A 14,562-nucleotide genomic window follows, 5' to 3' on the forward strand; every position below is an offset into this window, starting at 1 on the left:
GATTACTTGTCCAGATAACGCTTCATGTCTTCGATCAGGCCGGCACGCAGGTCGTCGCGCTGCATCGCGAACGCGATGTTGGCGCGCAGGAAGCCGGCCTTTGAACCGCAATCGTGGCGTTCGCCTTCGAACTCCACGCCGTAGAATTTCTGGGTCTTCGACAGCCCGATCATCGCGTCGGTGAGCTGGATTTCGCCGCCGGCGCCGCGCTCCTGTGTCGCCAGGATCTTGAAGATCTCCGGCTGCAGGATGTAGCGCCCGGTGATCGACAGGTTCGACGGCGCGGTGCCGGGCGCCGGCTTCTCGACCATGCCGTCGACCTCGAACACTTTGCCGGTGCGCTTGCCGACGCCGCAGATGCCGTACTGATGGGTGCGGTCGGCCGGCACTTCTTCCACCGCGATGACGTTGGCCTTGTCGCCGAGCTTCTCGGCGGCCTGGATCATCTGCTTCAGGCAGCCCGGGGTGTTGAGCACCAATTCGTCCGGCAGCACCACCGCGAACGGCTCGTTGCCGACGATGTCGCGAGCGCACCACACCGCGTGGCCGAGCCCGTGCGGGGCCTGCTGGCGGGTGAAGCTCATCGCGCCCGCTTCCGGCTGGTCCCGCGCCAGGATTTCCATCTCGTTCTTCTTGTTGCGCTTCTCCAGCGTCACATCGAGCTCGAACTGGCGGTCGAAATGATCCTCGATCATGCCCTTGTTGCGCCCGGTGACGAACACGAAGTGCTCGATGCCGGCTTCCCGCGCTTCGTCGACGACGTACTGGATCAGCGGCTTGTCGACGATGGTCAGCATCTCCTTCGGCATCGCCTTGGTGGCGGGGAGAACGCGGGTGCCGAGGCCGGCGACCGGGAAGACGGCTTTACGGATTTTCATGATCTGGAAATCTTTCGAGAGGGACGGAAGGGCGAAACCGTACGGTCTTGCAGCCTGCAACCAAGGCGGATGTGTGAAGTTCCGAAACGCGGCGCGAAGCGTCGCCGGAGACAGAATGTCACATCAGAAAAGCGGCGTCCCCGGTACGAAAGCATCGAACGCCGCCCAGAATTGCTGGCGGTAACGATCCTGCTCCTGGAGAATTTCGTGCTTGGCGCCGGGGATCACCAAATGCGACCCGGCCCGCAAATGATAAGCGAACTCTTCGATCGCCGGCGTCGACACCACGCCGTCCATGCCGGCCGCGATCATCAGGATCGGCTGCCGGATCTGCGACGGATAGTTGGTCGCCTTGAAGGCGTGCATGGCGCGGAAGGCGGTGTCGGCCCAGGCGACGGTCGGCGAGGCGAGGCCGAGGGTCGGGTCTTCGGCGACGATCGCCGCATTGCGGGCGTAGCGCACCGGATCCGAGGTCAACTTGTTGCCCACGAACGGCTCAGTGTTGGCGAGCACGTCGTTGCCGCCTGGCACATAGCGGCCGCCTTGGCCGGCCAGCCGCATCGCCCGCAGCAGCAGTCTGATCGGCAGCGCGGTGGTGTTGCCGGCGAGGTCGATCATCGGGGCCGACAGCACCATGCGGTCGAACCAGCGTTTGCCGGAGCGGGCGATGCGCAACATCACCGCGCCGCCCATCGAATGCGCCAGCGCGAAATGCGGCGGCGGGCAGTCCGGCAGCACCACTTCGCGGACGAAGGTTTCGACGTCGACCTCAAAGTCGGCGAAGTTGCGCACATAGCCCTTGCGATAGTCGCGCAGCCGGCGTTCCGAATGGCCCTGGCCGCGCCAGTCAAGCGCCGCGACCGCAAAGCCGCGGTCGCGCAGATCGCGCACCGTCTCGAAGTACTTCTCGATCTGCTCGGTGCGTCCGGTGAAGACGCACACGGTGCCTTTGCGATGCCCCGCCGGCTCCCACCGCGCAAACCGCAGCTGCACGCCGTCGGGCGTCTTGATGAAACCGGAGACGGCGTCTTCGGGCACCGGATTGGCAGGAGTCGAGACGAGCGTCATGGACCGGGTCCGGAAGGGGAGCAAATGCCTGGAAAATCGGGATGAAAGCGGCGGGCGCGAACTGCTTCGGGCCCCCTCTTGAACCCCGAAACGCCCCTCCCATATCATTTCCGTGCAGGCCACACCAAGGGGTCAGGAACTGACTTCTCCGGCTGCACGGACAAGGCCCGGCCCGATGGCGGGCGGGTCATCACATAGTCGCTTCTAGGAGGACTTTGACCATGCGTAGCTTCGATCTCACCCCGTTCTATCGTTCGACCATCGGCTTCGACCGGCTGTTCAATCTGCTCGACCAGACCTCTGCGGATGCGGCCGCCCCCGGCTATCCGCCCTATAACATCGAGCGTACCGGCGAGAATGCGTATCGCATCACCGTTGCGGTCGCCGGGTTCTCTCCGTCCGAGCTGTCGATCGTCAGCAAGGAGAACACGCTGACCATCAAGGGCGAGAAGACCGGTGAAGAGGCCGGCAAGGCCGAAGTGCTGTATCGCGGCATCGCCGCGCGCGCCTTCGAGCGGGCCTTCCAGCTCGCCGACTACGTCACGGTAAAGAACGCCAGCCTCGAAAACGGTCTGCTGCACGTCGACCTCGTGCGCGAGATTCCCGAGGCGAAAAAGCCGCGCAGCATTCCGATCAGCATCAATGCGCAGGCCGGCCCGCAAGTGGTCACCGACAACAGCGAGAAGGCGGCCGCGTAACGCGCCGCCGGCTTGCGAACTTTCTTTCGCTGCATAGACCCCTAGCCAAGCAGGCGCCCCGGGCAACCGGGGCGCTTTGCTGTTGGAAAGACCGTCCGCTCCGTCGCGAAGGGCAGGTCGTCTGAAAAGCCGACCGAGCGGCTACTCCAGCCCCTGCACCGGCGGCATTGCTTCGGTCGGGCGGATCGTCGCCGAGGAGGAGGGCTTGGCTCGCACCGGCGAGGGGCCTGCGGCTGATGGCACGGCGCTGGCCGGGCTCTGCACCGCTGCGGCGTCCTGTTTGGTGTCCTTGCCGGCGTCCTGCCTGGCCTGATCGAGCGCCGACTTGGAGCCGTCCTTGGCGGCGGCGTCGCCTGCGGCCTTGGCGGCTTTGTCGCCGGCCGGATGCTGAGGCGCCGGCCGCGGAATCGGCGTGGCGGCATTGCGGTTGGCGACGCGGGCGACCGGCTTCGGCGGCCGCGGCGGATTGGTCTCGACGAACCGGGGCAGTCCCTGAATCCGGCCGTAACTGGCGACCGTCACCTCTTCCATGCGGTCGCCCATCTGCCAGGCCGGCATGAAGCGGACCATACGGCCGGTGCGGGCGTCGATCACCAGGCGACCATCGTCACCGTCCGGATTGATCGCCGCCATGGTGTAGACCGCGCCGCGCTGGCGCGGATAGCCGAGCGGCGAAAAGCCCTCGGCGCGGGCCGCGCGGGTGACTTCATCCGGTGACAGCACCTCCAGCACCTCGGCCAGCGGGGCCGGGCGGCGCAGATCGCGCCGGGCCGGCGGCGGCATCGCCGCATACGAGCCCTGAAGGTCCGACACTCGGGTGACGGGCGGCCGCGCGGCGCCGCCGGCCGGCAGCGGATCGGCCATCGCCGTGGTCGCGGCGGTCGCGGCGAGGCCCGCCGACATTACCCACCCCTTGAATTTCATAGCTTCATGCTCCCTGCAGCGCCCGCCCCGTTCTGGTGCGGGCGGGAGCCTCGCCGGGGAATTTGGCCTGGGCTTGGCCCAAACGCGGCGCATTTGGCGTGAATCCGCGGCAGCCGCGATCGCGTCGCTGCTGCAGAACCAAAGCCGAAACGCGCCGGAGCCACCATCGAATGGGGGACGTGGGCGCGCTTGTGTGCTAGACAAAAATTTGGCAAAGTCGTGCTAGGACAGCATCGCTGTCTCATTTACGGTGGTAGCCCGGCACGGGGTTTGCAGCGTCACGCGAGACGATTGACGTCGCGCGCGGCACCTGATTGTCCGTTGGGCGATATGGACACCGGGGTCTGAATACGCAAATCGTGGCTCGCAGAGCGCGAGCGGTGGCCCGGAGGGTGCCGCGAGCGTTCGAAGTGCGCCGATGCTGGATAGTGTATCCCCTCCCGGGATGAAGAGGACGAAGATGAGCGGGTCTGAGTGCGAGCGCGAAATTATGGTTGCCAATGCGCTGACGGCGGACTCGGCTGTCAAAACCACCGGTCCTGAGCACACCTGGCGTCCGCCGGCCGAAGGTCTGTACGACCTGTCGCGCGAAAAGGACGCCTGCGGCGTCGGCTTCATCGCCAACATCAAGGGCGTCAAGTCGCATCAGATCGTCTGCGACGCGCTGCGCATCCTGTGCAACCTCGAGCATCGCGGCGCCGTCGGCGCCGATCCGCGCGCCGGTGACGGCGCCGGCATCCTGGTGCAGATCCCGCACGCCTTCTTCAGCCGCAAGGCCACCGAACTCGGTTTCTCGCTGCCGGCGCCGGGCGAATACGCCGTCGGTGCGCTGTTCATGCCGCGCGAGACTTCGTGGCGGAAGGTGATCAAGAGCATCATCGAGGATCGCATCAAGGCCGAAGGCCTGACCTTCCTCGGCTGGCGCGACGTGCCGACCGACAACTCCTCGCTCGGCGAGACCGTGAAGCCGACCGAGCCTGCCAACATGCAGGTGTTCATCGGCCGCGGCACCGCGATCACCTCCGAAGACGATTTCGAGCGCAAGCTCTACATCCTGCGCAAGTCGATCTCGAACGCGATCTATCAGCGTCGCGAGCGCGCCCTCGCCGGCTACTATCCGGTGTCGCTGTCGTGCCGCACCGTGATCTACAAGGGCATGTTCCTGGCCGACCAGCTCGGCAAGTACTATCCGGATCTGCACGAAGACGATTTCGCCAGCGCGCTGGCGCTGGTGCATCAGCGGTTCTCGACCAACACCTTCCCGACCTGGTCGCTGGCGCATCCGTACCGCATGGTCGCGCATAACGGTGAGATCAACACCCTGCGCGGCAACGTCAACTGGATGGCGGCGCGTCAGGCGTCGGTGCATTCGGAACTGTACGGCGAAGACATCAGCCGGCTGTGGCCGATCTCTTACGAAGGCCAGAGCGACACCGCCTGCTTCGACAACGCGCTCGAATTCCTGGTGCGCGGCGGCTACTCGCTGACGCATGCCGTGATGATGATGATTCCGGAAGCGTGGGCCGGCAACCCGCTGATGGACGAGAAGCGCCGCGCTTTCTACGAGTACCACGCCGCTCTGATGGAGCCGTGGGACGGTCCGGCCGCGCTCGCCTTCACCGACGGCCGCCAAATCGGCGCGACGCTCGACCGTAACGGTCTGCGCCCGGCGCGCTATCTCGTCACCAAGGACGACCGCATCGTGATGGCGTCCGAAATGGGCGTGCTGAAGATTCCGGAGGACCAGATCGTCACCAAGTGGCGGCTGCAGCCCGGCAAGATGCTGCTGGTCGACCTCGAGCAGGGCCGCCTGATCCCGGACGAAGAGATCAAGGCGCAGCTCGCCGCCAGCCAGCCCTATGCCGACTGGCTGCATCGCACCCAGATCGTGCTGGAAGAGCTGAAGGACGCGCCGGTCAAGGGCCAGCGCTCCAACCTGCCGCTGCTCGATCGGCAGCAGGCGTTCGGCTACACCCAGGAAGACATCTCGATCCTGCTGACGCCGATGGCGTCGACCGGCGAGGAAGCCAACGGCTCGATGGGCAACGACACTCCGCTGTCGGCGCTCTCGGACAAGCCGAAGCTGCTCTACACCTACTTCAAGCAGAACTTCGCCCAGGTCACCAACCCGCCGATCGATCCGATCCGCGAGGAGCTGGTGATGAGCCTGGTGTCGATCATCGGCCCGCGGCCGAACCTGTTCGACACCGAAGGTCTCGCCGGCACCAAGCGCCTGGAAGTGCGTCAGCCGATCCTGACCGACGGCGACCTCGAGAAGATCCGTTCGATCTCCGAGATCGGCGATCCGCACTTCAAGTCGCGCACCCTCGACACCACCTTCCACTCCGCGCTCGGCGCTGCCGGCATGGAGCAGGTGCTCGACGACCTCAACGGCCGCGCCGAGTCTGCGGTGCGTGACGGCGTCAACATCATCATCCTCAGCGACCGCGCCGCCGGTGCCGACCGGATTCCGATCCCGGCGCTGCTGGCCTGCGCCTCGGTTCATCATCACCTGATCCGCGTCGGTCTGCGCACCTCGGTGGGCCTGGTGATCGAGTCGGGCGAGCCGCGCGAAGTGCATCACTTCGCCTGCCTGGCCGGTTTCGGCGCCGAAGCCATCAACCCGTATCTGGCGTTCGAGACCATCATCGCGCTGAAGGACCGGCTGCCGGCCAAGCTCGAAGACAAGGAAATCGTCAAGCGCTACATCAAGTCGATCGGCAAGGGCCTGCTCAAGGTCATGTCGAAGATGGGCATCTCGACCTATCAGTCGTATTGCGGCGCGCAGATCTTCGATGCCGTCGGCCTGCGTCACGACTTCATCGCCAAGTACTTCGCCGGCACCCACTCGCAGATCGAAGGCGTCGGCCTGGCCGAAATCGCCGAAGAGACCGTGCGCCGCCATCGCGACGCATTCGGCGACGCGCTGGTGTACAAGACCGCGCTCGACGTCGGCGGCGAGTATGCTTTCCGCACCCGCGGCGAGGACCACGCCTGGACCGCGGATTCGGTCGCGACCCTGCAGCACGCGGTGCGTGGCAACTCGCAGGAGCGCTACCGCGCGTTCGCCAAGCTGCTCAACGAGCAGCAGGAGCGGCTGCTGACGCTGCGCGGCCTGTTCAAGATCAAGGGCGCGGAGGCCGAAGGCCGCAAGCCGGTGCCGCTCGCCGAAGTCGAGTCGGCCGCTGAGATCGTCAAGCGGTTCTCGACCGGCGCGATGAGCTTCGGCTCGATCTCGCGCGAAGCGCACACCACGCTGGCGATCGCCATGAACCGGATCGGCGGCAAGTCGAACACCGGTGAGGGCGGCGAGGAGCCGGATCGCTTCAAGCCGATGGCGAACGGCGACTCGATGCGCTCGGCGATCAAGCAGGTCGCCTCGGGCCGGTTCGGTGTCACGACCGAATACCTCGCCAATTCGGACATGATCCAAATTAAGATGGCGCAGGGTGCCAAGCCCGGCGAAGGCGGTCAGTTGCCCGGCCACAAGGTCGACGCCACCATCGCGGCGGTGCGCCACTCGACCCCCGGCGTCGGCCTGATTTCGCCGCCGCCGCACCACGACATCTACTCGATCGAAGATCTGGCGCAGCTGATCTACGATCTGAAGAACGTCAATCCGTCGAGCGCGATCTCGGTGAAGCTGGTGTCGGAAATCGGCGTCGGCACCGTCGCGGCGGGCGTTGCCAAGGCGCGCGCCGACCACGTCACCATCTCGGGCTTCGAAGGCGGCACCGGCGCTTCGCCGCTGACCTCGATCAAGCACGCCGGTTCGCCGTGGGAAATCGGCCTCGCCGAAACCCACCAGACCCTGGTGCGCGAGCGGCTGCGGTCGCGCATCGCCGTCCAGGTCGACGGCGGCTTCCGCACCGGCCGTGACGTGGTGATCGGCGCGCTGCTCGGCGCCGACGAGTTCGGCTTCGCCACCGCGCCGCTGATCGCGGCCGGCTGCATCATGATGCGCAAGTGCCACCTCAACACCTGCCCGGTCGGCGTCGCCACCCAGGACCCGGTGCTGCGCAAGCGCTTCACCGGCCAGCCCGAGCACGTCATCAACTACTTCTTCTTCGTCGCCGAAGAAGTCCGCGAACTGATGGCGAGCCTCGGCTACCGCACCTTCAACGAAATGGTCGGCCAGTCGCAGATGCTCGACCAAGCCGCTCTGGTGGCGCACTGGAAGGCCAAGGGCCTCGACTTCTCCAAGCTGTTCTTCAAGCAGAAGGCGGACAAGGGCCAGACGATCTTCCATTCGGAAGGCCAGGATCATCATCTCGACAGCGTGCTCGACCGCAAGCTGATCGCCAAGTCGCAGCCGGCAATCGACCGCGGCGCACCGGTGAAGTTCGAGATCGAGATCAACAACACCGACCGCTCGGCCGGCGCGATGCTGTCCGGCACCGTCGCCAAGCATTACGGCCACGCCGGCCTGCCGGCCGACACCATCCAGGTGCACCTCAAGGGCACCGCGGGGCAGGCGTTCGGCGCCTGGCTGGCGCGCGGCATCACCTTCGATCTCGAAGGCGAAGGCAACGACTACGTCGGCAAGGGCCTGTCGGGCGGCAAGATCATCGTCCGGCCGCCGGCGATCTCCGGCATCGTGCCGGAAGAGTCGATCATCGTCGGCAACACCGTGATGTACGGCGCGATCGAAGGCGAGTGCTACTTCCGCGGCATCGCCGGCGAACGCTTCGCGGTGCGTAACTCGGGCGCGGTCGCGGTGGTCGAAGGCGCCGGCGATCATTGCTGCGAATACATGACCGGCGGCATCGTGGTGGTGCTCGGCAAGACCGGTCGTAACTTCGCGGCCGGCATGTCGGGTGGCGTCGCCTACGTGCTGGACGAGGACGGCAGCTTCGCCAAGACCTGCAACATGGCGATGGTCGAGCTCGAGCCGGTGCTGTCGGAAGAGATGATCAATGCCGGCGCGTTCCATCAGGCCGGCGATCTCGAAGCGCACGGCAAGGTCGACGTGTTCGCCGATCTGCTCGGCGCCGACGTCGAGCGGCTGCACGTGCTGATCTCGCGCCACGCCAAGTACACCGGCTCCAAGCGCGCCCAGGACATCCTGGCGAACTGGAAGAGCTACTTGCCGAAATTCCGCAAGGTGATGCCGGTCGAGTATCGCCGCGCGCTGCGCGAGATGAAAGCCCGCGCCGCCGAGGAGCCGAAGATCGCGATCGGGGCGTAGTTACACCAGCGCTTCCTCGTCATTGCGAGCGAAGCGAAGCAATCCAGAAGCTCCTTGCGTTGAGCTGGATTGCTTCGTCGCTTCGCTCCTCGCAATGACGGAGAGTGCGTGCCAAGACACAAAGTCGAAGACAAGAATTCGAGGCGTCAGAGTTCGATGGGCAAGGTCACGGGGTTTCTGGAAATCGAGCGGCACGATCGCGCTTATGCGCCGGTCGCCGACCGGGTGAAGAACTACAGCGAGTTCGTGGTTCCGCTCAGCGAGAAAGACCTGCGCGACCAGGCCGCCCGCTGCATGAACTGCGGCATCCCGTATTGCCACGGCACCGGTTCGCCGCAGCCGGGCGCGACGGGCTGTCCGGTCAACAACCAGATCCCGGACTGGAACGACCTGGTTTACAACGGTTATTGGCAGGAAGCCGCGCGCACCCTGCACTCGACCAATAACTTCCCGGAATTCACCGGCCGGATCTGCCCGGCGCCGTGCGAAGCGTCGTGCACGCTGAACATCGACGACAACCCGGTCACCATCAAGACGATCGAATGCGCGATCGTCGACACCGCGTTCGACAACGGCTGGGTCAAGCCGGAGATCGCCGCGGTCAAGACCGGCCAGAGCGTCGCGATCGTCGGCGCCGGCCCGGCGGGCCTTGCCTGCGCCCAGCAGTTGGCGCGCGCCGGTCACGACGTCCACGTCTATGAGAAGTTTGCCAAGGCCGGCGGCCTGCTCCGCTACGGCATCCCGGACTTCAAGATGGAGAAGACTCTGATCGACCGCCGCGTCGCTCAGATGGAAGCCGAAGGCGTCACCTTCCACTACGGCGCGCCGGTCGGCGGCAGCGCTCCGGGCGCAGTCGATCCGGCCGAGCTGCTCAAGCAGTACGACGCCGTCGCGCTGACCGGCGGTGCGGAAGCGCCGCGCGATCTGCCGATCCCGGGCCGCGAGCTCGGCGGCATCCATTTCGCGATGGACTTCCTCACCCAGCAGAACCGCCGGGTCTCCGGCGAAGCCGTGAACGGCACCGACATTCTCGCCGCCGGCAAGAACGTGGTGGTGATCGGCGGCGGCGATACCGGTTCGGACTGCATCGGCACCTCGATCCGTCAGGGCGCCAAGTCGGTGACCCAGATCGAAATCATGCCGGCGCCGCCGGAGCGCGAGAACAAGGCGCTGACTTGGCCGAACTGGCCGATGAAGATGCGCACCTCCTCGAGCCAGGCCGAAGGCGCGCTGCGCGAATTCGCCGTGATGACCCAGTCGTTCGAAGGCGAGGGCGGCGTCGTCAAGAAGCTGAACTGCGTCCGCGTCGACGCCAAGTTCCAGCCGATCCCCGGCACCGAATTCGTGCTCGAAGCCGACCTCGTGCTGCTGGCGATGGGCTTCGTCTCGCCGGTCAAGGAAGGCCTCCTCACCCAGCTCGGCGTCGCGCTCGACCCGCGCGGCAACGTCGCCGCCGACCTGTCGCACTTCACCACCTCGGTCGACAAGGTGTTCGCCGCCGGCGACATGCGCCGCGGCCAGTCGCTGGTGGTCTGGGCGATCCGCGAAGGCCGCCTCTGCGCCCAGGCGATCGACCGGTTCCTGATGGGCGCGACCACGCTGCCGCGGTAAGCGGGGCAATAGCAGCGCCGTAGCGCCGTAGGATGGGTTGAGCGCAGCGAAACCCATCAAAGCCTCGCCGCGCAGCGATGGGTTTCGCGTCGCTCAACCCATCCTACGGCCTGAGGACGTAGTCGATAGCTACACGCCCCAGCGTCATGCGCGGGCTCGACCCGCCTGCGCGGCCATAGCCGCTCCGGCGCGACGAAGGCCCGAACATCCAGCGCGGCCCGAGCGCGCATAATCACTTCGCGCACTGCCTTGTCCTGAGGAGCGCGGCACAGCCGCGCATCTCAAAGGATGGGTTGCGTGTAGCAACACCCATGTTTGTGCGCGCCCGCATAGCCGAGCCGTCCTAAGAATAGCGGGCGCCACATCCTCAATTAGGATCCAACGGCAGCGCCAGCCCTGCTTACTTACGGCATCGCGAAGCAAATTGGGCGATCCCGGATTGCAGTGCGTCAGAGGCGAGGCAGTGCTAAGCCGCGCGGTTTGAAGAACTCGAGCCGCGCCGGCTGACGCTGAGGCCGGAGCGTACAACGTCTTCTATTCTTTAGCCCCAAGTCAATTGTTCAAAAAGTATCCTGAGAGTAGCCGCTTGAGGCTGCTTTCATGCTCGCGACCGTTGCGTTACGCTACCTCTGCCAATTTTCTGGGGAAAGACCTATGGACCAAATGCTTGAACAGGTGGCGCCCGCAAAGGACACCCTCGAAGGATTCGATCCGTTGCTTGAGGGGATTAATTTCGGCGGTCCCGACAAGAGTATTTTCGAAGAAGCGACTCAGCGGGTCGTGCAAAATATTCTGAAAAGCTACACTGGATATTTCGATATCTTTTCGGAGCTAATACAGAATTCCTTAGATGCTTGTGACAAGCGCTCTAAGCAGAATGAGCCCGGCTATTCCCCTAAATTGTACATAAAGATCGACATCGCTAACCGAAATATTCGCGTGGTGGATAATGGCGTAGGTATGTCATTCGATGAGGCAAAATTCTGCTTTCGACCCAACGTTAGCTTCAAGAGTCGCAAGGAATCTCGCGGACACAAAGGCGTAGGTGCTACCTTTCTCGCTTATGGCTACGGCCAGATCCGTCTCTTCACAAAGACAGCAAACTCTCGACTCTCGGTGAGGCTCGTTGGGGGGCGTCAATGGGCTGACGACCAGTCTGGTTCATTTTCTAGGCCGAAGCTAGAAGCTGACAATTTCGATGTGTCCGAACTGGCGGGCGAGGCATCTGGAACCGCAATCGAAATCTCCATTCCGAAAGGTGTTCGACCAGATTTGGGTTGGTGGGGCGCGACGACTGCTACTCAATGGTATTGGCTATTGCGGATGAGGACGCCTCTTGGAGGTATCTATCTCGCTGGAGCGCAGCCCCCTAAGGTGAAGGTGAACATCGAAGTTAATGATTATAGCAACAGCGTCACTCAAGAAGATTTTAGTTTTGTCGAGTATCCTTACCCACACGAGCTATCCGAAATCTTGCCTCGAGTGCGGTCCTATGAAGATGTTGTCAAAGCTCTCTCTGGGATAGAGGGGGACTCTTCAAGGATCCCACAGGACCTTCGCCGAATCGATGCGATTTGGGGGATATGGGACGCTGAGCAGATTCTGAGAGACGACTCTCCATTTGCGGGTCAGCGTTTCGAGGCTGACCAGCAGGAGTTGATTAGGCGTCACAACGTATCCGTATACGGTTGTTTTCTCAGTACTGCAAAAAGTTGGAAGGCGTTCCAGGTAGATACGCTGCGGATCCGAAAGGAGCCGCTGCTGATGAAGGGTGGCTTGTTAGTCGCCAGTGATTTTATGATTCAGGGTGACCCAATGGTGATCCCACTCACCTCAACAATCGGATATCAGGCCGCGACACATGTCGTAGTTCATTTCGTTGATGGCAACCCGGATATGGGGCGGAAGGTCTTTCAACCTGAGCTAAAAGCTCTGGCAGAGGATCTTTCCCGGCAGGTGGTCAACATATTCAAGCGATATCTGTACTTGATGCGCGAAGACACCGGTGCAGCCAATATTGCCGACGAAACGGAGACGTACCATTGGCTGGAAGATCGGAAGTCGCACCGCGTTGCTAATCCCCTAGAGTTTGCCTTCGACGGTGGTCATCTGGCATACACAAGCATTCCTCAGTCCGAGCAGGATGTAATAGCAGTCTTCCACGAGCTTGTGGGAATGGAGGTAGTCAAAGGGGTTCGCTTCCTGGGGACTAATCAGCAAACCCGCTATGATGGGTGCTACGTTTGTCGATTTGATGAAGTTCATCGTTTTGGGTTCAATTTGGAATCGAATCCTCTGGGTGTGAACCATAAGATCATCTCACAGAAGGAGTCGCGTCCTTTAGTCTTGGAGTACAAGCTGGATCTTGATGGACTTATTTCAGATTTTGCGAAGGAGATAAAATTTCAGAATGAAATCAATTGTGTAGTGTGTTGGAGTATCGGCGATCTCTATCACGAGCGATACGCTTTGCGTAGTTATATGATTGGAGAGGAGGGTGCATCCCGACAATTCTACGGAGCGACCCATTCCCTCTGGTATGAAAAAGCCCGACTGGCCGACGTTGTTTGTCTTCGTGATCTGATTAGGTTCTTTTCTGATCCAGAGGGCCTGAAGGCTGAACATAAAACGCAATTCAGAGAGTGACTATTGACACTCATGATATAATATAAGTCGATCACCCTCTCCCGTCGAGGGGCGCCTCCGGAGGCGTTCTTGAGGCGGGGAGAGGGGTGGCGTCCTCCGTCGCGTGGTTCGCAGCCGCGTGGCCCGAGAGTCGCCGTCCGCCGCTACTACGAGCGGCTTGGGGAAAGTGGGCGCCCTCGCAAATGCTCTGTCGCTGCTGTTGACTGAATCGATACTGCGCGACTACCGCATCAATTTCTTCGAATCGAATAACCTCTGCTGCACCGAAGGGCGCCACTTATTTCGGCGAGGAAGGTGGCATGGCACGGAAGCGGGGCAGACTACCTGGAAGATTCGTTAACGCGCACTTGCGCAAAGATCGCTGTCGGCTCGGCAGTTATTTGAAGGTTGCGGATTATCAGGAGCGAGTCCGCTCGCCTTTGGCAAGACGGGAAAGCTTCAATCCTCAGGGGGAGTTTGAATTGTCGAATAAGCCGTTGGTGGCTGCGCGCGAAGGCACAGAACGAGAGGACGAGAAGTAGCTGGGTTTGATGCCTTCTATTGGTCCGGTAGGGTTGATGGGTTTCGCTGCGCTCAACCCATCCTACAGGCCACGGCGAATGCTGAGCGTCCATCGCACGCAGAGCGCGCCGTGGTCGAAAATCGTCTCGTACGAAGAGGATGGGTTGCCGGGTTAAGCCGGCAATGACGGTGGTCGTCTCGACGAGCTGCTACGAAGCTGCGGCTCCTGCCTTCATCCTCCCCTTCCATAAAGTGGCATCTGGCCCTGCGGAGCCGGCAGCGGCTGCGCGCGGGGCGCGCGAATCTTACTCGCCTACTACCCGTCCTGGTTGACGAAGCAGCCACGCGGATCGAAGCTCTTGCAGCCGAGCGAGAGGATCAGCCGTGGCCAGTGCCACCGCACGTGGACTTCGCAAGCGTCTCACACCCCAGGAAAGGCGGCTGTGGGTTGGGCTGCGCGGGCTTAAGCCGCGCGGCTTTCACTTCCGGCGGAAGGCGCCGATCGGTTGCTATGTGGTCGACTTCGTCTGCTTATCCGCCAGGCTGATCATCGAAGCCGATGGCGATCAGCACGCCATGCCGGCTTATTTCACCGCAGATCGGCAGCGCGGTGTTGTCCTGCGCCGGCAAGGCTTCCGTGTGCTGCACTTCTGGGATTCAGACATCGATCGATACTTCGACGGCGTGATGCAGACCGTGCTCGATGCGCTGGCGACCCCGGCCATTCGACCTCACGTACCGCGAACCGGTCCTCCCATCCATGAAGGAGCGGGAGAGCGTGGCGGGTGATGGGTGACGTCTGGCGTTGACGTCGAGTTGTGACCTCAGCCCACCCCGAGTCATTCCGGGCGCGACTGCTAGGTCGCTAGCCCGGAATCTCTTTGCTATCAGCTCGGGGTTCCGGGCTCGCTCGCGTTGCGAGCGCCCCGGAACGACGGTGCAGGGAGAGGCGCGGCGCGGACGACTAATCGCCCGAGCTACCCTTAGCGGATAGCCCTCACGCATTCCTCGCCATCGGGCCGCCGTCGACCGGGCTCGAAACACGCAG

Annotated in this window: 8 protein-coding genes; 5 read left to right on the plus strand and 3 right to left on the minus strand. The window is 63.1% G+C overall.

The window, feature by feature from the left end; all coding sequences use genetic code 11:
* Nucleotides 1-2 precede the first annotated feature (2 nt).
* On the minus strand, nucleotides 3-878 hold the full coding sequence (gene galU, locus VRZ08_RS17045) for a UTP--glucose-1-phosphate uridylyltransferase GalU (RefSeq protein ID WP_107343045.1): 876 nt from the start codon (nucleotides 876-878) through the stop codon (nucleotides 3-5).
* A gap of 123 nt (nucleotides 879-1,001) precedes the next feature.
* Nucleotides 1,002-1,946 carry an alpha/beta hydrolase gene (locus VRZ08_RS17050; protein WP_263990647.1) on the minus strand — a complete coding sequence of 315 codons (945 nt, stop codon included), beginning with the start codon at nucleotides 1,944-1,946 and terminating at the stop codon, nucleotides 1,002-1,004.
* 221 nt (nucleotides 1,947-2,167) lie between these two features.
* Between VRZ08_RS17050 and VRZ08_RS17055 the strand changes: the two genes are divergently transcribed.
* Nucleotides 2,168-2,644, plus strand: coding sequence for an Hsp20 family protein (locus tag VRZ08_RS17055; protein WP_107343047.1), 477 nt, complete (start codon nucleotides 2,168-2,170; stop codon nucleotides 2,642-2,644).
* 141 nt (nucleotides 2,645-2,785) lie between these two features.
* On the opposite strand, the gene VRZ08_RS17060 is transcribed toward VRZ08_RS17055, so the two are convergent.
* On the minus strand, nucleotides 2,786-3,568 hold the full coding sequence (locus VRZ08_RS17060; RefSeq protein WP_414533284.1) for a hypothetical protein: 783 nt from the start codon (nucleotides 3,566-3,568) through the stop codon (nucleotides 2,786-2,788).
* Between the two features lie 460 nt (nucleotides 3,569-4,028).
* On the opposite strand from VRZ08_RS17060, the gene gltB reads away from it, so the two are divergent.
* From gltB to VRZ08_RS17080, 4 genes are all read left to right on the plus strand, one after another.
* Nucleotides 4,029-8,756 (plus strand): glutamate synthase large subunit, encoded by a 4,728-nt coding sequence (gene gltB, locus VRZ08_RS17065; RefSeq protein ID WP_264075580.1) that lies wholly within the window; start codon nucleotides 4,029-4,031, stop codon nucleotides 8,754-8,756.
* Nucleotides 8,757-8,912: 156 nt separating this feature from the next.
* The gene (locus tag VRZ08_RS17070) at nucleotides 8,913-10,367 is read left to right on the plus strand and encodes a glutamate synthase subunit beta (protein ID WP_414533285.1); all 1,455 of its coding nucleotides are present in this window, start codon (nucleotides 8,913-8,915) and stop codon (nucleotides 10,365-10,367) included.
* Between the two features lie 654 nt (nucleotides 10,368-11,021).
* On the plus strand, nucleotides 11,022-13,013 hold the full coding sequence (locus VRZ08_RS17075) for an ATP-binding protein (protein ID WP_414533286.1): 1,992 nt from the start codon (nucleotides 11,022-11,024) through the stop codon (nucleotides 13,011-13,013).
* 885 nt (nucleotides 13,014-13,898) lie between these two features.
* Nucleotides 13,899-14,303 (plus strand): endonuclease domain-containing protein, encoded by a 405-nt coding sequence (locus tag VRZ08_RS17080; RefSeq protein ID WP_414533287.1) that lies wholly within the window; start codon nucleotides 13,899-13,901, stop codon nucleotides 14,301-14,303.
* Nucleotides 14,304-14,562 lie beyond the last annotated feature (259 nt).

Origin of the sequence: Rhodopseudomonas sp. G2_2311, from assembly GCF_047501505.1 — a bacterium.
Classification (GTDB): Bacteria; Pseudomonadota; Alphaproteobacteria; order Rhizobiales; family Xanthobacteraceae; genus Rhodopseudomonas; species Rhodopseudomonas palustris_H.

Bases quoted from the DNA above. Each gene is read 5' to 3' on its own strand.
- galU (WP_107343045.1), bottom strand. From the start codon at position 878: ATGAAAATCCGTAAAGCCGTCTTCCCGGTCGCCGGCCTCGGCACCCGC.
- VRZ08_RS17050 (WP_263990647.1), bottom strand. From the start codon at position 1,946: ATGACGCTCGTCTCGACTCCTGCCAATCCGGTGCCCGAAGACGCCGTC.
- VRZ08_RS17055 (WP_107343047.1), top strand. From the start codon at position 2,168: ATGCGTAGCTTCGATCTCACCCCGTTCTATCGTTCGACCATCGGCTTC.
- VRZ08_RS17060 (WP_414533284.1), bottom strand. From the start codon at position 3,568: ATGAAATTCAAGGGGTGGGTAATGTCGGCGGGCCTCGCCGCGACCGCC.
- gltB (WP_264075580.1), top strand. From the start codon at position 4,029: ATGAGCGGGTCTGAGTGCGAGCGCGAAATTATGGTTGCCAATGCGCTG.
- VRZ08_RS17070 (WP_414533285.1), top strand. From the start codon at position 8,913: ATGGGCAAGGTCACGGGGTTTCTGGAAATCGAGCGGCACGATCGCGCT.
- VRZ08_RS17075 (WP_414533286.1), top strand. From the start codon at position 11,022: ATGGACCAAATGCTTGAACAGGTGGCGCCCGCAAAGGACACCCTCGAA.